The organism is Paenibacillus sp. JCM 10914, from assembly GCF_001315105.1.
Taxonomy (GTDB): domain Bacteria; phylum Bacillota; class Bacilli; order Paenibacillales; family Paenibacillaceae; genus Paenibacillus_AQ.
Window position 1 is genome coordinate 126393 of the sequence record NZ_BAZR01000009.1, and the last position, 25911, is coordinate 152303.

Below are 25911 nucleotides of genomic sequence, written 5' to 3' on the forward strand. Positions count from 1 at the left end.
ATGACCACAAAACCAGCGCAAGTTAGCGTATGGGAGAAGACCGTAGAGATCCCCACGTATGAGGTGGGCGAACCTGACCGGAACCCCATGTTTCTGGAGAAACGCGTTTATCAGGGAAGTTCGGGGCGAGTATACCCGCTGCCGGTTATTGATAAAATTCACGATGAAAAAGTATTGAAACCTTACCAGATCATTTTCCTTGAAAATGAGTACGTGCAGATTCAGATCATGCCGCAGATCGGCGGACGCATCTACCGAGCCATCGACAAAACCAACAACTATGATTTTGTGTACCACAATCAAGTCATCAAACCGGCTTTGGTCGGCCTTGCGGGCCCCTGGATTTCCGGGGGAATCGAGTTTAACTGGCCTCAGCATCACCGTCCGAACACTTATGGCGAGGTGGATTGGAGAATCGAGGAGAATCCGGATGGCAGCAAGACGGTGTGGGTCGGCGAAATCGACCGGATGTATGGGACGAAAGTGTCCACCGGGTTCACGCTCTATCCGGGCAAAGCTTATCTGGAAATTCATGCCCAGATGTACAATCGCACCTCCGAGCCGCAGACCTTCCTGTGGTGGGCGAATCCAGCCGTGGCCGTCAATGATCACACCCAGTCCGTGTTTCCCCCGGATGTCCATGCGGTCTTCGACCATGGCAAACGGGATGTGTCCAAGTTCCCGATCGCAACCGGTACGTATTATAAACAGGATTATTCGGCTGGCGTAGATATTTCCAAGTACCGTAACATCCCGGTACCAACTTCTTATATGGCTTACCATTCGGATTACGATTTCGTGGGCGGTTATGATCACGCTTGGACGCAGGGATTTTGCATGTCGCCAATAAACATATTTCCCCCGGCAAAAAACAGTGGACGTGGGGTCACGGTGAATTTGGTCAAGCCTGGGATCGTAATCTGACCGATGAAGACGGACCGTATATTGAACTTATGACCGGTGTGTACACCGACAATCAGCCCGATTTCACCTGGCTTGCGCCTTATGAGGAGAAGAGTTTCAATCAGTACTTCATGCCGTATAAAGATATCGGAATGGTGAAGAACGCTTCGATTGATGCTGCTGTCAACCTGGAAATCCAGGGCAAGCAGGCCGTCGTACATGCCTATGCCACCTCGGTTAGAGAAGAGGCACGTATATTATTGACCGGGGCGGGACGCACGTATTTGGATCGGAAGGTTAAACTGTCACCGACCGATACCTTCAAGACTGTGATCGAACTGGATGCAGATGTAAGTGAAGAGAATATGAGGCTAGCTGTTTACGCTGCGGACGGCAGTGAACTGATCTCATACCAACCCAAGCCGCGTACCTTGGAGAGAACACCGGACCCTGCCACAGCGATCGGAGCACCGGAGGACTTGAAGAATACCGAGGCTCTTTACTTGGCAGGGCAGCATCTGGAGCAGTACCGGCATGCCACCTATGAGCCGGAAGCCTACTATTTGGAAGGGCTGCGACGCGATGCGGGGGACGTGAGATTGAACAATGCTTACGGCTTGCTGCTGCTGCGTAGGGGTTGCCTTGAACAGAGCGAGGTTTATTTCAAGAAGGCCATCGAGACCCTGACTCGCCATAACGCGCGTCCGTATGACAGCGAGCCGTTCTATCATTTGGGCAAAGCCTGAAATGGCAGGGACGTCTTGATGAAGCATACGCCTATTTTTACAAATCCGTTTGGTCGGGAGCCTGGCAAGGTGCCGGATATCTGGCTTTAGCGCAGATTGCCTGCGAGAAGGAGGAGTATGGGGAAGCGATCGAACTCATCGAGCGGTCCCTTGCTGCCCAGTACCGGAATTACAAAGCGCGCCATCTCAAGAGCATGATTTTAAGAAGGTTGGGACGCTTGGCTGATGCGGAGTTGTGGCTTCAGGAAACGATCAAGATGGATCCTATGGATGCGAGTGCGAGGAACGAGTTGATGATCGTATATCGTGAACAGAAGCAAGAGGAGACAAGTCAGCGTGCCTATGAATCCCTCTTGCAGCTCATGCGTGACGACCCGCACCATTATATCGTCCTTGCCCAAGACTATGCAGATGCCGGGCATTATGCAGATGCGTTAGATATCTTGCAGCGTTTAGAACGTCGCACGGGGCAGGGAGTATACCCAATGGTTCATTACTATCAGGGCAGCTACCATATGAAACGGAATGAAGTGGAAGAGGCATCAGCTATTATCGAAAGGCCGCGGAGGGCGATCCGTCATACTGCTTTCCGAATTCCGTGCATGACTATGTGACGTTGAAGCAAGCACTTGAGGTATATCCCCAGGACTCAAAGGCCTTGTACTATTTAGGAAATTTGCTGTACGACAAGAAACGTTATCAGGAAGCCATCGGCAGTTGGGAGGCTTCGGTCGCTCTGGATGACAGCTTTGCTACGCCGCATCGAAATCTGGCGCTGGCTTACTATAACAAAAACCAGGATCACGACAAAGCTTTGGCCTCCTTGCAAAAAGCGTTCTCACTTAACACGGCAGACGCAAGGGTCTTCTATGAACTGGACCAACTGTATAAGAAGCTAGGCCATGCGGCTGTTGATCGCTTGAAAGCGATGGAGGAGCACATGGAGCTCGTAGAGCTTCGTGATGACTTATATCTGGAGTACGTGACGCTGCACAATACGCTGGATCGTTACGAGGATGCAATGGCATTGATTCTGAAACGTCACTTCCATCCTTGGGAAGGCGGCGAGGGCAAGGTTCCAACCCAATACGTATTCGCTCGGGTGGAGATCGCGAAGCGTCTACTTCAGGAGAATCGCTATGAGGAAGCCGTGAACCAGCTGCTTGCAGCCAAGCAGTATCCGCTCAACATCAATGAAGGCAAGCTCACGGGCGCGCAAGAGAATAACATCGACTACTACTTGGGCTGTGCCTATGAGGGGCTTGACCGATCCGAAGAGGCTGAGACGTCCTTCTTGCGAGCATCCGAGGGTCTGGATGAGCCGACAGGCGCAATGTACTACAATGATCAGCCGCCGCACATGATCTTTTATCAAGGGGCTGCGCTTAGACGGTTGGGCAGAGAACTTGAGGCGCGAAGCCGCTTTAACAAGCTGATTGATTATGGGGAGAAGCATATATTTGAGTCGCAGAGCATTGACTATTTTGCCGTATCGCTGCCGGACTTCCTTGTGTTCGACGAGGATTTGGACCGAAGAAACGAGATTCATTGCCATTATATGATGGGGCTTGGTCATCTCGGCTTGGGTGAGCGGCAGGAGGCGGAGCAGCATTTGAAGCAGGCGCTCAAGCTGGAGCCGCATCATCAGGGGGCTGCTCAGCATCTGGAGCTTTGCGAGGCATCTATTTAAGGGATTCACACTTGATTCTCAAGGACCGTTAAGTGCGGTCCTTGAGAATTTGTGCATTCCGGGTGTTACATGGACTACAACGGAGGAGGCGTATAATCATGATTTGGAGCAAGGGGACGTTGGATGGATATGAGGTTTGGACAGGGCGTACGGCGGCTATGGAGATGGTCATGGTACCCGAACTCGGAAGCCGGGTCATCTCGCTTCGCAACCGCAGAACGGGACGAGAGTGGCTCACGCAGCCTGGCGGTAAGTTGGAAAGAAGCGAATATGCAAGTTCCTTCGGGAATCGTGACGGCAGCGGCTGGGATGAGATGTTTCCTACGATTAATCCATGCCGCTATCCTGCATTTCCATGGGAGGGCGCGGAGCTCCCGGATCATGGCGAGGTGTGGTCCATCCCCTGGGAAGCTTACTGCGCGCAAGAGCAGCTTCACTGCAGTGTGCAGGGAATCCGAATTCCTTATCAACTGCGCAAAACCTACTCTTTCCCCCGCGAGGATTGTCTGCGGATCGATTATGCTGTTCACAATCCGAGTCCGTTCCCGTTCTCATTCTTATGGGCGGCCCATCCACTGTTTCAGATTGAGGAGGGGATGGAGATTATCGTTCCAGAAGAGCTGAGGGAAATCATTGTATCGTATTCCGCCCAAGGCAGGTTGGGCGAGACCGGCGCTATCGGGAAATGGCCTAAGCCGTTGGAGGAGAGACCTGATATCCGCTTAAATCGAACCGGCAATCCTTTGGAAGCATCCGCAGAGAAATTTTATTTTACAGGCGAGCTGCCAGACGGAAGGGCTTCAATCTATGATCCGGTCGCAAGGGAAGGACTCGGCGTGCTTTTTCCTAAAGAACAGGTGCCTTATTTATCGATATGGGCGAACTACGGCGGTTATCAGGGACAGTACCATCTGGCGATTGAGCCTGCTACCGGGCTTCTCGACGATCTTTCGTATGCGATGGGACAAAGTGCGGTAGCTGAGGTACCAGCTGGCGGCACGTATACATGGCATTTAGAGATGTGCTGGATCTAAATTTCACAGGATTCTTCTTCATGCTTTATGTCATTGCTGGTATAATCTTCGGAAAAGAGAAAATAGCGGTATCGCAGCTGAAGAAGGAGAGGGAACTGAAATGAACACAACGATTGAACTTCATAACGTGACCTGGAAACGGGATCAGAAGACCGTTCTTACCGGTGTGGATTGGACTGTACGACCAGGAGAGCATTGGGCGGTGCTGGGGCTGAACGGCTCCGGGAAGACGACCATCCTGAACATGATCAACGGATATATCTGGCCGACGAGTGGCAGCGTATCGGTACTCGGCCACCCCTTCGGGACGGTGGATTTAAGAGAGCTGCGCAAATCGATAGGCTGGGTCAGTTCCTCTCTGCAGGAGAGAATTCGTCCAAGCGAATCCACGCTTGATGTCGTAATTAGCGGTAAACATGCCTCCATCGGCTTGTATCAGAAGATTGATGAAGCTGATCGGGAACAAGCGGAACAGTTGATGAAGGACTTTAATTGCTTCCATTTGCTCGGTCGTACATACGAAACCTGTTCGCAAGGGGAGAAGCAGAAGCTGCTGATCGCTCGCGGCTTAATGGCTTCGCCGAAGTTGTTGATCTTGGACGAAGCCTGCAACGGGCTTGACTTTCTGTCGAGGGAAGCACTGCTGTCGAGTATCACCGCGCTTGCAGCGAAGCCGGATGCGCCGACGCTGTTGTTCGTCACCCACCATATCGAAGAAATCCTGCCGATTTTCTCTCATTCCTTGCTCATTCGCCGGGGAAGCGTATTCGGTCAAGGAAGTTCCAAGGAGATGCTGACAAGTAGCAACCTGACTTCCTTCTTCGAGACGCCGGTGGAGGTGAGCTGGCAGAACGAACGTGCCTGGATGTCGATTCCGGATTTGAAATAAAGGGGCTCAAGCTTGTTACGATACTCATCAGAAGAGCCGCCATCTCCAGACGGATCGGCGGTGGCCATTTCTATCCAGACCCGACAAACCTGAACGGATTTTATCAGATCATTGAACGATCATTCTGTTACCTTTAAAGCGAAGGGAGGTTATTCCAATGGATTTGCTTGAAAAAATGAATGCAGCAATAAGTTATATTGAAAGCAATTTGGATGAAGAGATCGATTATGGTGAGATTGCAAAAATTGCATGCTTTTCTGAACATCACTTTAAACGAATGTTTTCGTTCATAGCGGGTATATCCTTGGCGGAATATGTTCGTAGAAGACGGCTGACCTTAGCTGCTTTTGATTTGAAGGAAAGTGACATGAGAGTGATTGATGTAGCTATAAAGTATGGCTATAATTCACCGGATTCGTTCTCAAGAGCATTTCAAACTCTACACGAAGTAGCTCCTAGTTCAGTTAAACACTCTGACGTTACATTAAAAGCTTATCCTCGGATGACCTTTCAAATCGCGATTAAAGGAGATGTAGAAATGAATTACAAGTTTGTTGAAAAAAAAGCTTTTACCGTCGTGGGGAAAAAGGAAACAGTTGCTGGTGGAGCCGAATTCAATCCGAAATTGTGGGTGCATCTCGACGAGATCGAAGAAAGTGTTAAGCCCTACGATAACACTTCGTTTCCCGGTACATTACAGATTTCCTTGACAAAAGAGAACGGGGACATCGATTACTATGTGGCGACAGCGACTACGAAGCCATGTCCCAAAGTACTTGAGCAATTGGAGATCTCTGCTCAAACATGGGCGGTATTTCAAACCATGGGAGAAATGCCAGACGCATTATTGAAGACATGGGAGCGAGTATATACCGAATGGTTCCCTACCTCTGGTTATGAATTAGCTGAAGCTCCTGAATTTGTTAGAGGCGACGATACAAACACAGAAGTTTGGGTTCCTGTTAGGAAACAGAAGTAAGTTAGAGTGGAGGGTCGTTGCGACCCTCTTTTCTTTTACATGGGAAAACTTTATGGCAACGTATTTCGGCAGTCGTGAGGGAGGTGTCCTATAAGATGAGAGGAGGAATTGGAATGCCCATTATCGGACTCGTAAGACATGGTATAACGGATTGGAATGCACAGAACAGGGCGCAGGGTCGGACAGATATTCCGCTGAACGCGGAAGGGAGGCGACAAGCTCATTGGTTAGCCCAAAGACTGATGAATGAACACTGGGATACTATCGTGACTAGCCCGTTGATTCGAGCCAGGGAGACGGCAGAGATTCTTGCCCGGGGAATACAGATGCAGAACATCATAAAGTGTACAAGTATCAGTGAAATGGACTGCGGGCTGATCGAAGGAACCACAGAGGATGAAAGATTGGCGAGATGGGGAGCAGACTGGAGGCAACAGGATTTAGGCATGGAGCATTTCGAGTTGATCGCTGCAAGGGGGACTCAGTTCCTCGAAGAAGTGTGGCGAAGCTATAGCGGACAACGTGTACTGGTTGTTAGCCATGGTGCAATAATCGGCTTGTCTCTGCAAAAGCTGTTACCTGAACGATTTGCTACGACCTACATAAATAATGCTTCATTAACCCTGCTTACGAAAGTGAGCGGTACTTGGGACTGCACATTATACAACGACACTAATCACTTGACATATTCCGATCATGTACAATGAAATCATACGAAGCCATATGGAACTTCCGCACAGCTGCGAGCGTCTGCCCAACAGATCGATGCAGCTTTTTTCTGTGTATTAATGGACCAATTAAAGTCGCGTCTATTAGTATGGGATGGTGATATGATAATGGAAGAGAAGGAGGCTGCATACGTTTAAGGTAATGGTTTGAATCATAGTCCCGTTGTAAACAAGGAGGATATGTTCATGTCAAATAACACGCCAATTCAAGAAATATCGAAAGACTCGATGTTCATTCAAGTTTATCAAGATCGTGCTTCATTAGGTGAAGCAGCAGCATCTCAGGTGGCCGGGAGAATCAAAGAGCTGCTGAGCGGACAGGATCGTGTTCGCATGATTTTTGCCGCGGCACCTTCCCAGAATGAATTTCTGCGAGCATTGATCCGTGATGAGGAGATTGACTGGCAGCGGATCGACGCTTTCCATATGGATGAATATATCGGCTTGCCGGAGGAGGCACCTCAGCGATTTGGATTGTTTCTGAAAAATGGATTGTTTGACCACGTCCGTCCCGGAGCGGTCCATTACATGGACACAACAAACACAGCGGTAGCTGAATGCGAGCGGTACGCCGCCCTGCTGAATGAAGCTCCCGTCGACATCGTCTGCATGGGAATCGGAGAGAACGGCCATATTGCCTTTAATGATCCGCCAGTAGCCGATTTTACCGATCCATTAGCGATGAAGATTGTTGAACTTGATGAAGCATGCCGCCAGCAACAAGTTAATGATGGTTGTTTCGAGACTTTGGATGATGTGCCCAGAGAAGCCCTGACGCTTACGATTCCAACGCTGTTATCAGGCCAGTATCTATACTGTATGGTGCCTGGACCTGCAAAATGTCAGGCTGTTACGGACACGATAATGGGTAATATTCATACAGAGTGTCCTGCATCCATCCTGCGCACACATGCTAATTGTACGTTGTATGTTGACGTGGAATCGTTCGATGAGAACGTTGTCAAGGTTAACGCTTGATGCAGGATAAGGAAACCATCCAGGCGATTCCCGGTAGTCATCTGGAGGGTCCTTTCCTATCGCCATAAGACGGAGCAAGAGGAACTCATGCCTTGTACCTATTATTCGGCAGCCCTCAGATCACAGAATCCGCATTGACGGCCCAATATCCTATCGTTATAATTATAATACAGGTATCGTACAACTAACTAAAATAAACTTTGATTTCTGATCAAAGTGACGAATTGGAGGGATGCAGTTTGGAGAATTGCTCATGAAAAAAAGCCCACCGTGGGGCTTTTTAAATCATGAAAACTACAAGCTATATTTGGGACTTAGCGTTGATGGATTATATCCTGCAACCTTGATGCTAGCTGATCGGCTGATTCCAGTCCAACCCAGAAGAGTGCCATCTGCCTCTCCAACTCTTCGGTATCTTCCAGATCAGGGAGCATCTCATGCAAGAAGAGGCTGCTGTCCAGCGTACTTCCGCTGAGCCCAAGTGTCTGTACGTCTTCCTTGCTTAATAGAAATTCGTTCACGCTTGGCAGTACAGACAAGAATACGTTCGATTGTCCGATCTTCATTTGCGTGTTCTCGGATAGAGCGGTGGACAGGAACTGCATGGCAAGCTCATGATTTTCACTGTCCTGCGGAATCATGAACGCATTGGCAATCAATAAGGAAGACGGATCATCACCGAAAGGCATGGAGGCAATCAATGGATCGAAACTGATTCCCCGTTGTTTCCAAGTCGATTGCTCGAAAGCGGTGGTTAATACCATTCCCGTCTTCTCCCGAATGAATACTTCCGTGTTGAGCCATGAGCTTCCCACCAGCGTGGCGATGCGTTCGCGGAACAACATATCATGAATGGCTGTTAAGGATTTCTGCAAGGATCCAGAATCATCGTCAACCTGGAAACGGATTCCGTTCCGCATGGCGATAGCGGGCCATCGGGTCATTGCGGATGACAAGGCGATTCCATATGTATCCATGATTCCATTTCCGTCTGTATCCCGGGTAAGCGCATGCGCAGCCGTGTAGAACTCCTCCAAGGACCATCCACTGCGCGGTAGAGGAGCATCAAAGCGTCTGAACATCTCCGGATTGTATGCCAGGTATATTGGTGAGAACGACACCGGGGCTGCCAGCGCGTTATCTCCACCGAAGCCTTGCAGCAGTCTTGGGTAGACCACTGCAAGCGAATCTTTGATTACAGGCTCTAGTGGCAGGAACTCGCTGCTGTTCTCTGTTTGTAGTTCGTGATACTGCTTGTCACTGACGAACAGCAGATCGGGTTTGAATCCGAGCTCGCGGCTGGTTTCAAACCAGTGATGGAACGATTGATTAGGAAGTGACATGATGCGAACATCCACATGGGGCATCCTGCGTTTGAATTCTTGTTCTATGATGGGAAGAGCGTAGTCGGCGAAATAGGAGGGTGAGGTTGCCAGAATCCGCAACGTGGTTGTCGGATTGATATCCGAAATGACCAAGTCCGGAGATACGATGGTTCCCTGCCCGACCCGTTTGACGATAAGCCCTTCTTCTTGTAGTTGATCTAATGCTTTGCGTACCGAGGTACGGCTTAACCCATAATGACGGCAAAGCTCATTCTCAGACAACAGAAATTGTCCTGGCTGGATATACCCGGTCATGATCTGATCACGGAGCGCCTTAGCTAATGTAATATAACGGAATTGTTGATCGCGTTTCATTGAACCTACACCCAATCTTATATATTAATCGGAGTACCGACTAGAATTAGCATATCGTTTTCTAAAAAACAATACAAGTATGATATTGGTATGCAATTTCGGCATGCCACACGGGAAGGATGAACGGCCTTGAAGATAGCACGTATTGGAATCTTGTGCGATAGGATGACCGCGGAACGACGTCAAGCTTACGGACAGAATTTATTTCAGAAGTATGTGGGCGAGATTTTGTCGCATGCAGGCATTCAGCATGACTGGCTTGAAGACAGTGGCACACTGGTTGATCGCGGCTACGATATCATCATTGCCGCCGTGACGGACGAGCGCGGGGAGCGTTCGCTGCTTGACTTCGTGCGGCAAGGCGGTAGGGTCATATCTTATGGTGGACTGCATTCGGCAGCCGAGGAGCTTGGATATGTAAGGTCCCAACGAATAGGTGAAGGATATGCCGAGTATGCCTTATCTCGTCCGGAGACAAGTGAGTCGGTACGGCTTCGCTTTCGAGAGCTTCGCCATGGTCATGTCATGACAAGTTAGTAACCGGTGTTGTACTGCAAGCATTAGGTTTTCTTTATACGGCTGGAGACACGACCTTGAGCGCAGGGACGCTATTGCATCAGATTCCATATGGGCTCGGCAGAATCGACCGCTGGGCGGTCAATATTCCACGTGAAGTTGTCCTGCTCCAGCAAGGAATAGAGCCTGTGCTTGAAGATGGGATACCCGCGCTGGATGGAACGGGCAAAGTCAATGAAGGCATTCTGAAGGCCGATGATGCCATTGCGCTGGATTGGCATCACGACCGAGCAAGCACGGTCAGCGGGCAGAAGCATTTTGCCGTTCCCCATGCGGATTTGTGGCGCGAATGCTTGATATCTCATCTCGTATCGGTGGCTCTCGAATTCGGAATGACGATTCCTTTCATCGGGTACTGGCCGGAGGGTGTTGACCATATGGCGATGATATCTTTTGACAGTGACCAGAATCAGGATGCGCATGCGGAAGCGACGCTTGAGTTGATGGACGAGGTTGGCGTGAAGTCTACGTGGTGCATGATCGAGCCGGGATACAGTGCACCTGTGTATGAGCGTGTGAAGGCAGCAGGCCATGAACTGGCTCTTCATTACAATGCGTTGGAGATCCAGGGGGGGCGCTGGGACTCGAAGGAGCTGGCGCGGCAGCATCAATGGTTCAGGGACGTTACCGCCATACCGAACGCGATATCCAACAAGAATCACTATACCCGCTTTGAAGGCTGGGGCGAGTTATTTGAATGGTGTGAACGTGAAGGGATTCAGGCGGACCAGACGAGAGGACCCAGCAAGCCAGGGAATGTCGGATTCCTATTCGGTACCTGCCATCCCTACTATCCGATGTCATGGTTTCAAGACGGTAACCGACTCTACGATGTATTAGAGATTGGGTTTCTGACACAGGACATGGATTTAGTCGGTTGGGCGGACAGCACCATTATCGAGCCCTTTCTTGATCAGGTTAAACGGGTAGACGGGGTTGCACATTTTCTGTTTCATCAGGTTCATATCCATCGCCAGGAGAAGGTACGGGATGCCATGCGCATGCTAGTACGTCAAGCCCGTCGGCGCGGATTTCAATTCTGGACTTGCGAGCAGATTAACGAATGGTGCAGAGCCAGGCGCATGACAGTTATCGATGGGGTGAATGAGCTTGGGGAGGTAGTTGTGCATCAGGCTCAGCCCGGAACCGTCGTATGGATACCGGTGAAGTCCGCTGAAGCAGCCGGCACAAGCGCTCAGATCAGATTCGGGCACCTGTGTCGCAAGCAGGTCGTTTCCGAACGTAAACCGTCGGCGGTATAGGACGATAAAATATCAGAGGAGGCTTTACTTATGAGTGAGTCCATAAAAAGCGTTGAGAAGCTGGCAATCCAAGGTGGACCGAAGACCAAAACAACGCCATTCGGAACTGGAAAAAGATTCGGAATGGAAGAGGTTAAGGAGCTAGTCGAAGCATTGGAGCAAAACACGCTGTTCTATCATAATGGCGACAAAGTGAAGACGTTCCTGTCTGATTTCAATAGCATATACGGTGTGGATTATAGTGTTGCTGCTTCATCGGGCACCGCTGCTATTCATATCGCCCTTGGCGCAGCCGGGGTTACGGTTGGTGACGAGGTAATCACCAGTCCGATTACGGATCAAGGCACGCTTGTCGGAATTCTGTATCAGAATGCGGTTCCCGTCTTTGCGGATCTGGACCCGCATACGTATAATTTGCTGCCGGAATCGGTGGAGGCGCGAATTACGCCGAGAACCAAAGCGATCCTCGTCGTGCATCTTGCTGGCAATCCGTGCGACATGGATGCCATCATGACCATTGCGCGCAAGCATAATCTGAAAGTGATCGAGGATTGCGCCCAGAGTTATCTGACGGAGTTCAACGGTAAGTTGGCCGGCACGATCGGAGATTACGGCTGCTTCAGCACGAATGATTTCAAGCATATCTCGACGGGGGATGGCGGAATCGTTACTGTTAACTCCGGCGATGAAGAAGATTACCGCAGAGTGCACGCTTTTGCAGACAAGAACTATCAGCGCTTTGGGGGCGCCGTGAATCGAGGGCTTAGCTATCTTGCACCCAATTACCGAATGACCGAGCTTCAAGGTGCTGTAGGTATTGCACAACTCAAGAAGCTGCGGGGAATATGCGATCGTCGGCATGCGAACGGAGAGCGGATCAGAGAAGGAATAGCAGGTGTGCCTGGCGTTCATGCACACGACATTACGAGAGATAGCTGGAGTTCATATTGGTTCTATATGCTTCGCGTCGATGAGAGCAAGTTGACCTGCACCCGTGACGAATTCTCGGCTGCGCTGGCAGCGGAAGGCATTCCGAATAGTGCGGGATATATTCCAACAACCGTATACATGAGCGAAATGTTCCAGAATAAGCAGGCCTATCTTGGCAGTCATTATCCATTTGAATTGTCTGATGCGGAATATGGGGAGGGACTGTGCCCGAATGCGGAAGAAATTCTGCGGACCGCCATTGTGCTCAGGCCCAATGAATTTTTTACCAGTGAAGATATCGAGAGCATGATTATAGCCATCCGCAAGGTAGCCTTGGCCTATGCTCGATAGAATTCCGATTCCCAAGGTGGATGGCCCCGTTCGATTCGGCGTCATCGGCCTCGGGATGATTTCAGAATTTCATCTCAAAGCGATCAACCGGATCGAGCAGGCGATTCTGCTTGGCGTAGCTAGCAGGCGAGAGGAACAGACCAAGAACATAGCGGCTGAACACGGCTGTTATGCAGCGACGGATTATCGTGAACTGCTGCGTATCAAGGAGTTGGATGTGGTCTGCGTTACGACGAGCAGCGGAAGTCACTATGAGATTGGCATGGAGGTTCTCCGCTCAGGTAAGCATCTAGTGGTCGAGAAGCCGCTTGCCATGACAGCCGAGCAAGCGAATGAACTGATCGCCACCGCCGCAGAGCGCCGTTTAATGCTCTCTGTGATCTCTCAGCGAAGGTTCGAGCCCCAGCATGGCATCATCAAGGATGTGCTGTCGCAGGGCAAGCTTGGTCGATTACTGATGGCCGAAGTGTCATGTCCCTATTATCGGAGCCAGGATTATTATGATTCGGCTGACTGGCGCGGCAGGATGGATCAGGATGGCGGTGCTTGATGAACCAAGGCATCCACTCCATCGACTTATTGCTCTGGATGATTGCATCCCCAATTGTGAAGGCGTACGGCAAAGTGGCTACACAGACTCATCGCATGGAAGCGGAAGACATGGCATTAGCTACGATTCAGAGCGAGAGCGGCGTGTTGGGGCGGATTTTTGCTTCAACCAGCATTCAACCGGGATTCCCACCCAAGCTTGCGTTATATGGTGAACAAGGTACGATTGTAGTAGAGGGCTCGGATATTACGGTCTGGTGCGTACCAGGTACGGATCGCCCACCAAGTACTTCATCCGGTACTGGTGGTGGTGTGAGCGATCCTGGCCATATTTCATGGGAACCGCATCTGCATCAGCTCACGGATATCGTTGAATCTCTTCGCCTTGGCAGAGCCCCGCTCGTAACCGGCGAGGATGGTTCAAGAGCTGTTGCGCTTATCGAGTGTATCTATCGTTCATCAGCTGCCGGACATGAGGTTGACGTTACTAGGATTGAAATAATCACAGAGTAGAGGAGCCATTGATATGACTATAACAATTGGCATGATTGGTCTGGATACGTCCCACGTTTCGATTTTTTCTAAAATGCTGCATGATCAGGAACATCCATATTATATCCCTGGCGGACGTGTAACCGCAGCCTTTCCTGGCGGATCCCCGGATTTCGAGCTAAGCATAAGCAGGGTGGAAGGGTATACGGAGGAGTTGGCTGCATGGGGTACGGAAATCATGGACAGCCCGGCGGACGTGGCGAAGAGTGTGGACGCGTGATGCTCGAAGCCGTTGATGGCAGGGCGCACCTTGCACTCTTCCGCGAGATTGCCCCGCATTGCCGGCTTGTGTTCATTGACAAGCCGTTTGCGATAACCAGTCAGGATGCCGTTGCGATCGTTAAGCTGGCGCAGAAACATCAAGTCACGATCATGAGCAGCTCGTCCCTTCGTTACGCGCAAGGGCTTCAGGATGAACTTGCGCGTGCTGGCGAGGAAGGGATTATCGGCGTCGATTGTGCCGGTCCGCTTCACCTGCAGCCCACCCAGCCGGGTTTCTTCTGGTATGGCATTCATGCAGCGAGATGCTCTATCGCGTGCTGGGTGAAGGTTGTACACAAGTGCACGTGGCGGCAACGGAGCAGCATGAAGTATTGACGGGAGTATGGCAAGACGGCCGCATCGGCACCGTTCGCGGCAATCGCGCGGGTAACGGCAGGTTCGGCATTACGATCCATCGCCAGGAGGACAGTCGATTCGTGGATCTGATGGAGCACCCCAAGCCGTATTACGCCAGCTTGCTGGATGAGGTGATGAACATGTTCGCAACCGGTAAACCGGACGTACCACTGTCTGAGACGCTGGAGATCGTTCGTTTCCTCGAAGCCGCGAACGTATCGCGCGAAACAGGGCAGGTCGTAAGACTAGCCGATGACTTTATATCGATAACGTGAATCACGGGATTGGGGGCTGTCGAGCAAAGATCTTCCTAGATCTTGCAGGGCGGCTCTTATTACTTCTTGCTGTGCATAGACGCCTCGTGTCGTGCATGAATCGTCCCATTGTTCGTAATGGAGATCCGATATAGATCACCCCGTTAGATTAATCCGGTAGATTAGATCACCAGTGAGAGAAATTCCTGCAATTATGCAGGAATTAGTGGGTCGATGATGCGATATTTACAGAAATACCTGCAAATGTGCAGGCTTTTAACTCAAACCAGGGCTAATCGGTCGAATAGGTGATAAAAAACTGCACATATGCATCCTTTTCTACTAAAGGGATAAATTTTGGTGGAAAAGCCTGCACTTTGCATCCTTTCACCTGCCCAAGGTTACATGGTACGTTGGAAACAAAAACAAGCCATAGCGGTGAGTACCACCGCTATGGCTTTTCATCTGAATAGAAATCCAGATAGCTTTTTAGAATAGAACCGGCTCCTGTTCCTGTTAATGAGGTGCTTAAAAATTAGTCGGAATGATCAATCCGCCGTTAAGGTAAGATTCAGTATGCTCATGGATCCAGGCGTCTCGAAACGTATTTTGTGCCAACCCGGTGCGAGCGTTATACTACCCAGGTCATGGAACGATGTACGTAGGGTGGAGGAGAGCAGCACATCGGTTGGGAGCTGGACATTATCGATATAAACTTGGTATGTGAGATTGCCAAGCACGCGTTCGAGCGTTACGTTGTAGGCAGATGATGAACTAGCCGGTACATAAATATCGTATTCGATGAATTGTTCGAATTCGATCTGACCATAGATGCTTCCACTGAAATAATCGTTATAGACAGATGAAGGCGTCAGATTCTTGAAGTGAATGCGTGAGGAAGTGCTTGCTGGCGTCCACGATCCGGGCGCGTATGGTATAGAAGCCGGGGCCGCCCCTGTTTGGAGTTGCGCTCCCGTCGCGCTGTCAAAAGGAAAATACAAGTTCGCAGGATAACTTAGCATACTGGATGCATGGACGTTATAATCGATCTTCAGTGAAGGGGCCATAGCTCCGATCCATTCATTGCGAAGACCGCTGCCCGAATCGGTTGCGACGTTAAGCCCTGCATTTGGCATCGTATGGATCAACCGATCAAAGTTTGCCGTTAATGTGACTTGATAAGAGATCCGATAAATTTCGCCTTGGCTCAGGGACCACGGTAAAATTATGCCCTCCTGTTCCAGTACATCGGGATCAACGCTGAGCACGATGTCGCGCGATGAGTCCAGCGTCCAATCCGTTTCCGCTGCATTCGGCGCAATGACTCTGGATATTCTGACATCCAGATTGGCAGGACGCAGCGTCTCATCCCCTAGCTGATCGAACCATTTGACATCGTGGTACGGACCCTTACCTGTTACTTGAACATACGTGACAGGGTTGATGGTTTCATTCGGCTCCGGCTCGCCGTCATAAGCCTTCAGCGCTTTCAGATGCAGGGAGCTTTGGTACCACAGTCCGCTTGCAGCCGTCGCATCGTAAGCTTCCTTCCATACGAGCTCTTCAGGTCCAACATCCACGCCGGCTTCCTTCAGATAAGCAAAAGCATGCATTGCATCCCATACCATCATAATTTCATGACTCTGGTCGAGCACAGCTCTTGTAGTGTTGAGCGGATTCTCCGCGGTATCGTAATAGAAGGCGCCATCGTATTCGTATTCTCGTGCCAGATACCAGAGTAACCCGCGCGCAAGCTCAAGCATCTTCGGGTCGTTCTTCAAGTATCCAAGCTTGGCAAGCAGATGTGCCTTGGCTGCGTTCACATTATCCGCTCCGTCTCCAAGCGGGTTGCTCGCATCATTCGGTATGCCTGTTGTGGAAGGGCCGTAGCCGAAAAAGTAGTAAGGACGGTCTTTATACAATCCATGATTGTATCCGTTTCTTGGCAGCTGGTAATATGCAAAATCGTACACAGCATCAAGCAGTGCCGGGTCATTGTTAACTTGATAGGAATGAATCAAGCGCGCACCGATTTGCGAGTTCACATGACCGTCCGGCGAGTGCTTCGGATAAGTGTAACCATACACGTTCGTCCAGTTCCAATTGAACTTGTAATCCCATCCGCCGCGGTACTGCTCATTACGTCCAGTGTCCAGCACCTTCTGCCATTCATCCGGGTAGTGAGTACGAACAAATTCGTTGTCGCCGTTTGCTTTGTATTGGGAATAAAATGCATAGTTTACCATTTGATTCGAACGATCCAGAAAAGATGAGTCTCCGGTTAATGTGTACAGAGTCGAGTTCGTTCCCGCTGTCGATTGAGCACCTCCAGGAAAATACTCGCCGCCCGTTCCACTCGGGGATACGATCGGAGAGAAGGGAATATCCCCGGCAAAAGCTCTGCCCGGATCATTCGGACCTGGCACAATGCCAACCGTTGCAGCTAGTGTAGGCAGGTTAAACTCACGAATTTTGGTGCTCGGTGCTGACCAATAGTTGAGATAATAGTATCCGTCTAAACCGAAGAAGTGACGCCTGATCAATTCGCTGCTCCATACCGACGAATCAGGACTGGTCGTGACAGCTTCCGGCACGTGCGGCCAGAATATTTCAGGTTTAATCTCGTTGGCCCATTCGTAAGAAATTTGGATGTCTGTAGCGGGTGTTCCATCCACCTTGTATAGATCAAGCCAAGGCTCAACGACAATACCGTCCCATAAGGTTTCGCCTGTACCTCCACCGGATATGAGCTCGATCTTCAGGCGAGCTGCGCCAGCCGGTTTGAACAGAACTTGCGTTAATCGTCGCCATTCACCAGAGAGGTCAAATGCCTCGGCTTCGTACGTCTCCCATTGCAGCGGGTCACTACCGCTGTCCAGCCAGGTTAGACGCACCCTGGATGAATATCCCTCTGAAGTCACCACGTTATTGTAGACAACGTTGACTTTATAGCGGCGGCTCTCAGCAAGTGGAAGCCCGGTTTGCGTCAGCGTAATCGTATCTAAAGTAGAGGCGGTTGACGTCTGCAGCGTGCCGCCAAGATCATAACCACCTGTGGTTAACCAAACGGCGTTCGCATCGACGGATCCTGGTGCCGCGTAGAAGTCCCAACCGTTTGCCGGGGTCTCCCGCTCAAAGCTGCCGTTCACGATTTGGTTCGCGATTTCTTGAAAGACGGCATTATCCACCCAGACGAGCCCATGCTGAGTCTGGATAGACATCGAAGCAGTGACAGCTTGCGGTGGTGCCGTAGCATCCAGCTCTGCTAGTGTCGCGAAACGGTCCTGCTCTTCGCGGAACAACAGGGTCGATTGTGTATGAATCGTTTGTCCGTCCGCATCCTTAAATTCAACGAACAGCGTGGCACTGCCTTCAACATAAGAAGTTCGGTATTTGAACGATGCACGGTATGTGTTAAGAGGACTAACGGGTATACTCGCTTGCGTAACCTGAGCTTGATCACCTGCGTTCGGAGCTTCCAAGCGAACGGCACTTCCCGTTAACCGGAATCCTGCAGCCGTCGAGCGCGTGGTGCTTCCGCTTCCTTGCGTCTGGAAGCTCCAGCTTGGTAACGTTGTTCCGCTCCACGTATCGAAACCGGAGTTTGACAGCAGATTCGGACCGTTGCCAGCAAGCGAGTTATCAACGATCAGAATGTCAATCGTATCTTGATCGTTCGAGGCATATTCCACGGTAAAAGACAGGATACCCAGCGGGAGTTGGGAGAGATATTGACGACTGATCGAGATGACGTCCAGGTTGACCCAGTAGTCGACACCTGCGTGAAGTGCCTCCGTACCATTGTAAATACCGGTTACGCTCTGTCCGTTCAGATCGATGGGAAGTGGAAGATTAGCTTGCTGCGAAGGTTTTTTGTCAAAGGTAAGCATTTCTGGCGGAGGTACATGCACGGACCAGGAAGCTGCATCGATATCAACGGCGCCACCGTTGCGAATATCGAATTCCAGGATGACGGATGTTGCGGTCAGCGGAGCGACGACTTGTGAGGCGTGAAGCTGATAGGAGGAGACTGCGGCTGCAGGAAGCCGTTCAACATAAGTTGGCGTAATGGCTGTGCCGTCGGCCATCCGATACGTTAGTTTAAAGTAAAGGGTCGCATTAGCTGGACTAGCCGGCTTGCGATATAAGAAGGAGACATCATAGGTTTCGCCACCTGTGACAGGAAAAGGGCCTTGACGGAGATCTGCCCGATCGCCGGTAGCAGGAGCCTTCAGTGAGATGGAACTACTGCCCTCGGCTACATCTTGGGGTGATGTGAGCTGAGTAACCGTCCCCCCTGCATCGGTATAAACTCTCCAGTCGACAGGCGCGCCATTCGTCCATGACTCGAACCCGCCGTTACTTAGCGCGTTCTCTTGGGCATAGGCTGTACCGAGTCCAGTCAGAAGCATGAGAACAACAAACCAAGCAGGCATCAGCCTTGAGGGCTTTGTCCAATGTGACCACCGTTTGTCCACGAATATTCCTCCCCTATGGAATTAGGATGTAGAATTACAGCTTAAGAATCGTTGATCCATTTTTTGTATACCTTGTTTGTCCTAAAAGGTTATCCACCTCCTTCATCAGATCCATGCATACACTACGAGGATGACCTCTAGGTTACATATGGGGAATAAAATTATATTACTTGTATCGTACCTGTTATATATATTATAGTGGAATCCTGTTTTAGGTGTAAACGTCTATGTCAGATATGTTTTGGAAGGAAAAAGATATTGTTCATCCTCAGATCGAAGCTTACAATGAGGAAGTGGGAAATCCTGAGATATGAGGTGAATATTCCAAAGTGAGTAGCGTGATCTTCGGAGAAATAACAAGAGGCATCGAATTTACAGGTGACTTGAAGCGTGACATCGAGGCGTTGTTTACAGTTCATGATGCCTTGAGTACATATGAGCATATATTGAATGTAGTGAACGAAGCCGTTCAGAAGTTCGTAGCGGATAAGCTGTCTTGGGAATCGCCAGTTCACGATGTTTTTCAGGTACAGATGCGGGCACGGATCCATGAATCCGACCTCAATGGCGCAGTACTCGTGTATTTGGATCACGTATGGGAGCAGCGACAACAGTTGAAGCTGGTTCATCCATGGTTGATCGAGGCCAGGGCAGAGTTGCGGGGCAACAAACTGAACCGGGGGTGACATAGGTATGAATAACAAAATCTTGGGTATGTTTTTTATTGGTTTGGCGGCATTTCTGTATGGAGTGCGGCATATAACGGCTGCCATATACGGATCAAGCAGCCTGTCTTGGAGCCGTGAACTGTTCGAATCGATGTTGAGTTATACGGGCAAAGGACCGCTAATCTTGAGCATCACTAGTTTGATTATCGGCATGTTCTGCTTACTTGGTCCAAGTGTTCGCAAGTGGCATGAGGCGGATTTACGACGGTCTAACTGGAATGATCTGAATACGGAGAATTCGAGCAAGGAGAATTCATAAATACATTGTTTTGACGAATCACGTATTGGTTTAAGGGGGAAGAAGTATGTACAAGGAAGAGGCTGGATTCTGGGTTCGCTTCGGTGCGGGATTGTTGGATGGGTTGATCGTCGGGGTTCCGTTAAGTATTATCGGTTATTTGATTGCAGGGCAGAACTTTGACCGTGAACCGATCACGAATGTCCTGTCGATACTGTATGCTTTATTGCTACCGGTCATCTGGAAAGGATTCACCATCGGCAAAAAAATATGCGGAATTCGCATTCGCCGCGTTAACGATCATGAGCCGCCCGGGCTTGGAACCATGTTGCTTCGCAATTTCGTAGCCGCTATTATCTACGTTCTGACATTTGGCATCGGTATCATTGTCAGTTGCTTTATGGTTGCGATCCGGGAAGATCGGCGCTCCATTCACGATTTTGTCGCTGGTACGGAGGTGGTATGGGATTAATGATGATGGATTATAAGAACGGACTAAATTGTTCTGGATAATTATGATCACGATTCTGACATCCGGTTGTCTTGGTGGTGGTACAGCTGCCGATCATAATGACCAGTATGTAGCGGAAGAGCTACAGGTTGGTAAGGTGATATCTATTCCATATTCACCAGTTCTGTATACCAAAACTGCATCTGACTTCACATGGGAGTTCAGCACCGTAGAGCTCGATGAAGACACCAGACTTCGCTATGAGGAGAAAATCCCGATTGCACCCGGCGGCTACATCGTCAAGGAAACCGAACAGGAAATTTATATGATCGTTAGCGCAGGTATGATGGCTGCCACGGATGGATTCGAAATCGAATCCATTAATATGCTAGAGGAAGAATTAGGAGAAGAGCCTATATTAAATATTAAATTATCATCGGTGCAGGATGAGAGCACAAAAGATTACGCCGGTGAAGCTAGTGTTACAGCACTAATCGTTATAGCGAAGTCGGCTCTGCCAGTAGGCGAGACGATTCTTGGAGTCAGCATGACGGGAGTGAATAATTAGTTATTAGTTTTACCAAGAAAGGCTTGATGATTGATATGGACAAAACTTTGCTTCGTTCAGACATGGGATTTGGTCGAATAAAGAGAGAGCTATCCTATTTCTCGGACTCTATAATGATCATCATCTCTTTGGCCTCCAAGGAGAGTAACAAGTTCACGCGGTTACAGATCGCAGCAGTTGCAGGACATGCAGCACTGCTTCTGTTCCTTGGTCTGCACACGACACTCAGTTACGTCCTACTTAGGACCTTAACTTAAGGGGGAAGGAAGCATGAATATTGATTTTATCATTCTTCACGGTTCTCCCGGCAACGGGAAGACTACATTAAGTAGAAAACTTCATGAACAGCTTCAATCGCCATACTTCGAATTCGGCTGGATTCCGGAATTCCGCATGCGGACCCGTTCCATGCCCATCTCGCAAAGGGAGGAGGAGCAGCTGTCTTTTGAAAATCTGATCCTCGTCGCGAAGAATTACAACGCTCACGGCTACAAAAACGTCATACTTACCGATTTGGACGATGTTAGGATGCTGGACATTTCCATCGTATTGAAGGGTTTTACCTACGTCATTTTAACGCTGTATACGGATCATGACGAGGTCCTCAAGCAAAGAATTCTTACAAGAGATAATGGCAACGAGTATACAGACTGGCAGCAATCGATCAAGACGAATGCGCTCATTCGGCGAAGACCGACGCTTCCAAATGAGTATCGAATACTAAATTCGAGAGACGATGTAGACACGACACTTGCTATCATCATGGAAACTCTGGAGAAACACTTGCCTGATGATGGCGGTGATGTTTCGAATTTTAAGCGCGAGGATTTCTATAGCTATATAAGGGATGAAGGGATTTAGAGGTAGAGGGGGCTGATCAGCCCCTCTTATTTAATCAGCATGTGACGTTTGCAAGGTACATCTTTTTTGTCCCTCTAATTATGGCGCTTGTTGCCGGATTGGCGAGATTGCCAAAACCATGGATATGGCGTAGCCTTGGTTTGTTTGGTATGGTTATCGGCATGTTTTTGACGGCCATTTTATCCGCACGAATTGGATGGTTGTCCGCATTACATCCGGTGATTGCCTTAATCATGTTCTCGAGCAGTTTGAAGCTAATCCGCGAGGCTCGAACACAGACGTAGTATAAGAAAGTAGTCAAAGAACCTTTTCCAACATACAAGGCGGGATGTATAATCATAGAAGGTGCTTTGCAGTAAACGTTAAATTAAACCCAGACTTTAGATGGATCTTCTGAAGCTGGGTTTTGCCATACCTAAAATTCTAATGGAAGAGGTGTGTCGATGAATCAAATAGCTTACGTCACAGATCTGGACGGAACGTTGCTGAGAAGGGATCAGACGCTCTCGCCGTACACGATAGATGTTATGAGCCAGGCGCTGGATCAAGGTGTGATCGTTACGTATGCGACGGCGCGCGGCCATATTAGCGCACAAAAGGTGGTTTCCGCTATTCCGTGGAAATATCCGGCGATATTGTATAACGGTGCATTGATCTATGATGCTTTGAACCAAAAGGTCGTTGACGGGTATTGGCTGGATCAGGACATCTCGAACGCCATCATCGAGGCAGGACGAATACATGGAATCACACCGTTTTATTTCTCAATGGATGAGAATCAGCGTGAGCGGGTATTACATGAGGAACTACGACGTGAGGGAGAGACTGCGTTCTACTTAAGCCGTCCGAACGATCCCAGGTTTCAGCAGGTGGTTTCGCTGGACTGTCCAGTGCGCTATCGAACGCTGGCTTTAACATACATCGGTCTGCTTGATGAACTGGAACCGCTTCGGCTTGAAATAACAGAACGGTTCGGAGATCTGATTCATGCGCACATGATGCCTGATTACTACATCCCTAATCACTATTTCCTTGAATTCAGCCATGCGAAAGCGAACAAAAGTGACGGGCTCAAGTTATGGGGAACCCACATGGGAATCGAGCTAGAGCATGTCGTGGCTTTCGGAGACCACATGAATGATGTGGGTTTGATCGAAGCGGCTGGTATCGGGATTGCAGTCCGGAATGCGCATGAACATATTCAACAGTTGGCGGATCAGATTATCGATTCGAATGAAATGGACGGGGTAGCCCGATATATTCAGAAGGCGTTTGACCATAGATACCATACGACGAAAGTGTATGAGGGACATCATACATAACGATCATCTACTTGCGGGCGCGAACGTTAAGAGCCATGGGCGGGGATGTTAAAACCGGACACTCATGTCATTCAGACTACGATACGTCTTGGATTGTTGGATGCCGACCATGCAGGAGATCACGCTGTTCAAGGCATGGTTAATCAGCATGGAGTGAACTGTTACAAGGAACAGAATTGACATTGATTGATCTGCAAACGCTTTGATGGTTGACCGATGGATTTGGCAAAAGAGATCTAGGCTGTATCTTGGGAGGTTGGACTAATGAATACCATAGAAGAATCGTTTGTTCCATTTCCGATCTTGGAGACCGAGCGCACCCGTCTTCGTCCCATAACCCCTAAGGACCTTAGGGATATTTATGAGTACTGCTCGGTTCCTGAGGTCTCACAATATACGATGTGGAATACGCATCAGTCGTTAGAGGACACGAGGCGCTTCGTCGAATTTGTGCTGCATCGCTATGCGAAGCTGAAGGTGGGTCCTTGGGGGATCGAGCATAAGGAGAGCGGGACATTGATCGGAACATGCAGCTTTATCGATTGGGATAACCGTAACCAGAAAGCGGAGCTCGGGTATGTGCTGTCTAATGTGTACTGGAATCACGGCTTAATGACAGAGGTCATACGAAGGGTAATACAATTTGGCTTTGATAAGCTGCAATTGGTTCGAATCGAGGCCAAATGTCACCCTGACAACATTGGTTCCTTTAAGGTGATGGAGAAGACGGGAATGGAACTGGAGGGTAGACTCCGGAACTACTTAAAGGTTAAAGACCGTTATGAGGATATTTTGGTCTACTCCATCGTCAAATCACAATGATGGCGATACTTTACGCTCAAAGTTGACTTTGATCAGATCTGCAAATGCTGAATAAGCATGGTTCCGAAACCTGTCGTTGCGCCGGATCAGACTTGTTGTGGTGTAGTTGAAGGGAGCAGGAATCGGAAAGCTACCTAGATCGGCACATTCCCCAGAGAGCACAGAACTGGGGAGGAGAGTCACGGCAAGACCGGATCTGACGATTCCGAGCAGTGTATCGAGCGAGGAGATTTCGATCATATGGTTGAGAGGAATCCCCTCGCTAAGCAACCAGGATTCAAGCGCATTACGAAATGGACAACCTTCTGGTGATACGGCCCATTTGGCAGATATCAGATCAGGAAAAGGCACTTCCTTCGACTTCGTTAATAGTTTCACCTCATCTTGCTCCACATAATCTGCCACCAGTTTGGGTGCTGTAATGTCTCCTATTACAAATGCTCCATCAAGCTGATAATTCAGAACTTGAGAGATGAGTTCCTCCGAACTTCCTGTCCCCAGTGACAGATGAACCTCCGGGTACATGGTTTGATAATCGGATAAGGATTGTATGAAATTTACACAATGTACCGTGTCTACCACCCCAATCCGTAAAGAACCACTCGGATAGGGTGTACCCTGCACAGCTTTAACTGCTTCCTCTGACAGGTTTACAATACTGCAGGCATACTCACGAAACGTCTTACCTTTCTCTGTCAATGATACTCCGCTGGAGTGTCTGTTGAACAAATGAACTCCTAATTCACCCTCTAGCTTCCTGATCCGGGCAGTCACATTGGACTGCACATATCCAAGCTGCTCAGCGGCACGGGTTATATTACCTTCCTCAGCAATTCTCAGAAATATCCTTAAATCCGTCAGTTCCATCTGTAATCCCTCCTCATATTGTCATCATTTATATTGATGGCACAATCGATAACTATCATTATACGGTATGCCATTTTTGAATTACAATCACAACGACCAATAAATCTAGTGCAGATGGATAAGGAGTGAATCGTTTCATGAGAAAAGAATGGTGGCTTTTATTATTGGCGGGAGCACTGGAGGTTGTGTGGGTTTCGGGACTTAAGCATGCTGGAAACTGGTGGCAATGGCTGATTACACTGGTATCCATTGTATTTAGCTTTAAAGTCTTCCTAGATTCGGCTGCGAAGTTGCCAATCGGTACGGTCTATGTCATCTTTACGGGTCTAGGCACAGCAGGAACTGTCCTCGCTGAGATCGTTATTTTTGGAGAAGCTGCTAATCCGCTTAAGCTGGTTCTCATTGGTGTCCTTGCGGCCGGTGTGTTAGGACTCAAGCTAGTCACTGGTGAGGCGGATATCCGTGAGAAGGAGAGTGAAGCGTAATGGAATGGCTTGCTCTGATTGGTGCTGGATTATTTGAGGTGCTTGGGGTCATCGCGTTAAGACAAGTAACTCAAAAGAGAAGTATGAAATCCTATGTATTTCTCGTATGCTCCCTTGGATCCAGCTTCCTGTTACTTTCATATTCGATGTCATTTATTTCCATGGGAACCGCATATGCGGTGTGGACTGGAATGGGAACCGCTGGCAGTACTTTGCTTGGGATGTTTGCCTTCAAAGAGCCGAAGGAGTGGCGGCGGATTGCCTTCATCAGCCTAATATTAGCTGCAGCAATCGGCCTGAAAATGATCACATAATCGGTTCAGAGAAAATTTACCACCTTTGAAGGATTTTT

Annotated in this window: 26 protein-coding genes and 2 pseudogenes; 25 read left to right on the top strand and 3 right to left on the bottom strand. The window is 49.3% G+C overall.

Annotated features, from left to right (window positions below; all coding sequences use genetic code 11):
* From JCM10914_RS13145 to JCM10914_RS13170, 6 genes and pseudogenes are all read left to right on the top strand, one after another.
* A pseudogene (locus JCM10914_RS13145) lies at positions 1-3339 on the top strand (DUF5107 domain-containing protein).
* Positions 3340-3437: 98 nt separating this feature from the next.
* Positions 3438-4373 carry a hypothetical protein gene (locus JCM10914_RS13150; RefSeq protein WP_023961636.1) on the top strand — a complete coding sequence of 312 codons (936 nt, stop codon included), beginning with the start codon at positions 3438-3440 and terminating at the stop codon, positions 4371-4373.
* Positions 4374-4473: 100 nt separating this feature from the next.
* Positions 4474-5262 (top strand): ABC transporter ATP-binding protein, encoded by a 789-nt coding sequence (locus JCM10914_RS13155; protein ID WP_023961638.1) that lies wholly within the window; start codon positions 4474-4476, stop codon positions 5260-5262.
* A gap of 157 nt (positions 5263-5419) precedes the next feature.
* Complete coding sequence (locus JCM10914_RS13160) at positions 5420-6241, top strand: AraC family transcriptional regulator (RefSeq protein ID WP_023961640.1); 822 nt, start codon at positions 5420-5422, stop codon at positions 6239-6241.
* A gap of 113 nt (positions 6242-6354) precedes the next feature.
* Positions 6355-6948 carry a histidine phosphatase family protein gene (locus JCM10914_RS13165; protein ID WP_023961642.1) on the top strand — a complete coding sequence of 198 codons (594 nt, stop codon included), beginning with the start codon at positions 6355-6357 and terminating at the stop codon, positions 6946-6948.
* A 207-nt stretch (positions 6949-7155) separates the two neighbouring features.
* Entirely contained in the window at positions 7156-7947 is a 792-nt protein-coding gene (locus JCM10914_RS13170; RefSeq protein ID WP_023961644.1) for a glucosamine-6-phosphate deaminase, read from the top strand.
* A 314-nt stretch (positions 7948-8261) separates the two neighbouring features.
* Here the strand turns inward: JCM10914_RS13170 and JCM10914_RS13175 are convergent, their stop codons facing one another.
* On the bottom strand, positions 8262-9647 hold the full coding sequence (locus JCM10914_RS13175) for an extracellular solute-binding protein (RefSeq protein ID WP_023961646.1): 1386 nt from the start codon (positions 9645-9647) through the stop codon (positions 8262-8264).
* 129 nt (positions 9648-9776) lie between these two features.
* Between JCM10914_RS13175 and JCM10914_RS13180 the strand changes: the two genes are divergently transcribed.
* Genes JCM10914_RS13180 through JCM10914_RS31830 form a run of 8 tightly spaced genes read left to right on the top strand, consistent with a single transcriptional unit; the run spans position 9777 to position 14760 of the window.
* Positions 9777-10184 carry a hypothetical protein gene (locus JCM10914_RS13180; protein ID WP_036718079.1) on the top strand — a complete coding sequence of 136 codons (408 nt, stop codon included), beginning with the start codon at positions 9777-9779 and terminating at the stop codon, positions 10182-10184.
* Positions 10185-10240: 56 nt separating this feature from the next.
* On the top strand, positions 10241-11485 hold the full coding sequence (locus JCM10914_RS13185) for a hypothetical protein (protein ID WP_023961649.1): 1245 nt from the start codon (positions 10241-10243) through the stop codon (positions 11483-11485).
* A 30-nt stretch (positions 11486-11515) separates the two neighbouring features.
* Positions 11516-12766: a DegT/DnrJ/EryC1/StrS aminotransferase family protein gene (locus JCM10914_RS13190; RefSeq protein ID WP_023961651.1), complete on the top strand. Its 1251-nt coding sequence runs from the start codon at positions 11516-11518 to the stop codon at positions 12764-12766.
* Positions 12756-13316 carry a Gfo/Idh/MocA family protein gene (locus tag JCM10914_RS30250; RefSeq protein WP_023961653.1) on the top strand — a complete coding sequence of 187 codons (561 nt, stop codon included), beginning with the start codon at positions 12756-12758 and terminating at the stop codon, positions 13314-13316. Before JCM10914_RS13190 ends, JCM10914_RS30250 begins: the two co-directional genes overlap by 11 nt.
* Positions 13316-13828, top strand: coding sequence for a Gfo/Idh/MocA family oxidoreductase (locus JCM10914_RS30255; RefSeq protein ID WP_023961655.1), 513 nt, complete (start codon positions 13316-13318; stop codon positions 13826-13828). Before JCM10914_RS30250 ends, JCM10914_RS30255 begins: the two co-directional genes overlap by 1 nt.
* 13 nt (positions 13829-13841) lie before the next feature.
* Positions 13842-14087: a hypothetical protein gene (locus tag JCM10914_RS31820; protein WP_023961657.1), complete on the top strand. Its 246-nt coding sequence runs from the start codon at positions 13842-13844 to the stop codon at positions 14085-14087.
* Positions 14030-14464: a hypothetical protein gene (locus JCM10914_RS31825; protein WP_370570241.1), complete on the top strand. Its 435-nt coding sequence runs from the start codon at positions 14030-14032 to the stop codon at positions 14462-14464. The genes JCM10914_RS31820 and JCM10914_RS31825 overlap by 58 nt, the downstream gene beginning before the upstream one ends.
* Positions 14461-14760, top strand: coding sequence for a hypothetical protein (locus JCM10914_RS31830; protein ID WP_370570242.1), 300 nt, complete (start codon positions 14461-14463; stop codon positions 14758-14760). The genes JCM10914_RS31825 and JCM10914_RS31830 overlap by 4 nt, the downstream gene beginning before the upstream one ends.
* Before the next feature lie 527 nt (positions 14761-15287).
* On the opposite strand, the gene JCM10914_RS13205 is transcribed toward JCM10914_RS31830, so the two are convergent.
* Entirely contained in the window at positions 15288-19217 is a 3930-nt protein-coding gene (locus JCM10914_RS13205; RefSeq protein WP_036718082.1) for a X2-like carbohydrate binding domain-containing protein, read from the bottom strand.
* Between the two features lie 329 nt (positions 19218-19546).
* Here JCM10914_RS13205 and JCM10914_RS13210 point away from each other — a divergent pair, with 329 nt between their 5' ends.
* The 9 genes and pseudogenes from JCM10914_RS13210 to JCM10914_RS13245 all read left to right on the top strand — a co-directional run bounded on the left by JCM10914_RS13210 (position 19547) and on the right by JCM10914_RS13245 (position 24207).
* Positions 19547-19903, top strand: a complete 357-nt coding sequence (locus JCM10914_RS13210; protein ID WP_052019761.1) for a hypothetical protein — start codon at positions 19547-19549, stop codon at positions 19901-19903.
* Positions 19904-19910: 7 nt separating this feature from the next.
* Positions 19911-20204, top strand: coding sequence for a hypothetical protein (locus tag JCM10914_RS13215; RefSeq protein WP_023961664.1), 294 nt, complete (start codon positions 19911-19913; stop codon positions 20202-20204).
* A gap of 46 nt (positions 20205-20250) precedes the next feature.
* Positions 20251-20655: an RDD family protein gene (locus JCM10914_RS13220; protein ID WP_023961665.1), complete on the top strand. Its 405-nt coding sequence runs from the start codon at positions 20251-20253 to the stop codon at positions 20653-20655.
* 28 nt (positions 20656-20683) lie between these two features.
* A complete protein-coding gene (locus tag JCM10914_RS13225; protein ID WP_036718085.1) occupies positions 20684-21202 on the top strand; it encodes a hypothetical protein in 519 nt (172 codons plus the stop codon).
* 270 nt (positions 21203-21472) lie between these two features.
* Positions 21473-22063 carry a hypothetical protein gene (locus tag JCM10914_RS13235; RefSeq protein ID WP_023961667.1) on the top strand — a complete coding sequence of 197 codons (591 nt, stop codon included), beginning with the start codon at positions 21473-21475 and terminating at the stop codon, positions 22061-22063.
* A gap of 32 nt (positions 22064-22095) precedes the next feature.
* Positions 22096-22347: pseudogene (locus JCM10914_RS31835) on the top strand (DUF6220 domain-containing protein); the annotation flags it as partial.
* Between the two features lie 159 nt (positions 22348-22506).
* Positions 22507-23385, top strand: a complete 879-nt coding sequence (locus tag JCM10914_RS13240) for a Cof-type HAD-IIB family hydrolase (protein WP_023961669.1) — start codon at positions 22507-22509, stop codon at positions 23383-23385.
* Positions 23386-23430: 45 nt separating this feature from the next.
* Positions 23431-23565, top strand: coding sequence for a hypothetical protein (locus JCM10914_RS31385; protein ID WP_269433882.1), 135 nt, complete (start codon positions 23431-23433; stop codon positions 23563-23565).
* An 84-nt stretch (positions 23566-23649) separates the two neighbouring features.
* The gene (locus JCM10914_RS13245; RefSeq protein ID WP_023961671.1) at positions 23650-24207 is read left to right on the top strand and encodes a GNAT family N-acetyltransferase; all 558 of its coding nucleotides are present in this window, start codon (positions 23650-23652) and stop codon (positions 24205-24207) included.
* Here JCM10914_RS13245 and JCM10914_RS13250 read toward each other — a convergent pair.
* Positions 24199-25074 (bottom strand): LysR family transcriptional regulator, encoded by an 876-nt coding sequence (locus tag JCM10914_RS13250; protein ID WP_023961673.1) that lies wholly within the window; start codon positions 25072-25074, stop codon positions 24199-24201. The genes JCM10914_RS13245 and JCM10914_RS13250 overlap by 9 nt on opposite strands.
* Before the next feature lie 137 nt (positions 25075-25211).
* On the opposite strand from JCM10914_RS13250, the gene JCM10914_RS13255 reads away from it, so the two are divergent.
* Both JCM10914_RS13255 and JCM10914_RS13260 read left to right on the top strand, forming a co-directional pair.
* Positions 25212-25559: a multidrug efflux SMR transporter gene (locus tag JCM10914_RS13255; protein WP_023961675.1), complete on the top strand. Its 348-nt coding sequence runs from the start codon at positions 25212-25214 to the stop codon at positions 25557-25559.
* Complete coding sequence (locus tag JCM10914_RS13260; RefSeq protein WP_023961677.1) at positions 25559-25873, top strand: multidrug efflux SMR transporter; 315 nt, start codon at positions 25559-25561, stop codon at positions 25871-25873. Before JCM10914_RS13255 ends, JCM10914_RS13260 begins: the two co-directional genes overlap by 1 nt.
* Positions 25874-25911 lie beyond the last annotated feature (38 nt).

Bases quoted from the DNA above. Each gene is read 5' to 3' on its own strand.
- JCM10914_RS13150 (WP_023961636.1), top strand. From the start codon at position 3,438: ATGATTTGGAGCAAGGGGACGTTGGATGGATATGAGGTTTGGACAGGG.
- JCM10914_RS13155 (WP_023961638.1), top strand. From the start codon at position 4,474: ATGAACACAACGATTGAACTTCATAACGTGACCTGGAAACGGGATCAG.
- JCM10914_RS13160 (WP_023961640.1), top strand. From the start codon at position 5,420: ATGGATTTGCTTGAAAAAATGAATGCAGCAATAAGTTATATTGAAAGC.
- JCM10914_RS13165 (WP_023961642.1), top strand. From the start codon at position 6,355: ATGCCCATTATCGGACTCGTAAGACATGGTATAACGGATTGGAATGCA.
- JCM10914_RS13170 (WP_023961644.1), top strand. From the start codon at position 7,156: ATGTCAAATAACACGCCAATTCAAGAAATATCGAAAGACTCGATGTTC.
- JCM10914_RS13175 (WP_023961646.1), bottom strand. From the start codon at position 9,647: ATGAAACGCGATCAACAATTCCGTTATATTACATTAGCTAAGGCGCTC.
- JCM10914_RS13190 (WP_023961651.1), top strand. From the start codon at position 11,516: ATGAGTGAGTCCATAAAAAGCGTTGAGAAGCTGGCAATCCAAGGTGGA.
- JCM10914_RS30250 (WP_023961653.1), top strand. From the start codon at position 12,756: ATGCTCGATAGAATTCCGATTCCCAAGGTGGATGGCCCCGTTCGATTC.
- JCM10914_RS30255 (WP_023961655.1), top strand. From the start codon at position 13,316: ATGAACCAAGGCATCCACTCCATCGACTTATTGCTCTGGATGATTGCA.
- JCM10914_RS31820 (WP_023961657.1), top strand. From the start codon at position 13,842: ATGACTATAACAATTGGCATGATTGGTCTGGATACGTCCCACGTTTCG.
- JCM10914_RS31825 (WP_370570241.1), top strand. From the start codon at position 14,030: ATGGGGTACGGAAATCATGGACAGCCCGGCGGACGTGGCGAAGAGTGT.
- JCM10914_RS13215 (WP_023961664.1), top strand. From the start codon at position 19,911: ATGAATAACAAAATCTTGGGTATGTTTTTTATTGGTTTGGCGGCATTT.
- JCM10914_RS13220 (WP_023961665.1), top strand. From the start codon at position 20,251: ATGTACAAGGAAGAGGCTGGATTCTGGGTTCGCTTCGGTGCGGGATTG.
- JCM10914_RS13235 (WP_023961667.1), top strand. From the start codon at position 21,473: ATGAATATTGATTTTATCATTCTTCACGGTTCTCCCGGCAACGGGAAG.
- JCM10914_RS13240 (WP_023961669.1), top strand. From the start codon at position 22,507: ATGAATCAAATAGCTTACGTCACAGATCTGGACGGAACGTTGCTGAGA.
- JCM10914_RS31385 (WP_269433882.1), top strand. From the start codon at position 23,431: ATGTTAAAACCGGACACTCATGTCATTCAGACTACGATACGTCTTGGA.
- JCM10914_RS13245 (WP_023961671.1), top strand. From the start codon at position 23,650: ATGAATACCATAGAAGAATCGTTTGTTCCATTTCCGATCTTGGAGACC.
- JCM10914_RS13250 (WP_023961673.1), bottom strand. From the start codon at position 25,074: ATGGAACTGACGGATTTAAGGATATTTCTGAGAATTGCTGAGGAAGGT.
- JCM10914_RS13255 (WP_023961675.1), top strand. From the start codon at position 25,212: ATGAGAAAAGAATGGTGGCTTTTATTATTGGCGGGAGCACTGGAGGTT.
- JCM10914_RS13260 (WP_023961677.1), top strand. From the start codon at position 25,559: ATGGAATGGCTTGCTCTGATTGGTGCTGGATTATTTGAGGTGCTTGGG.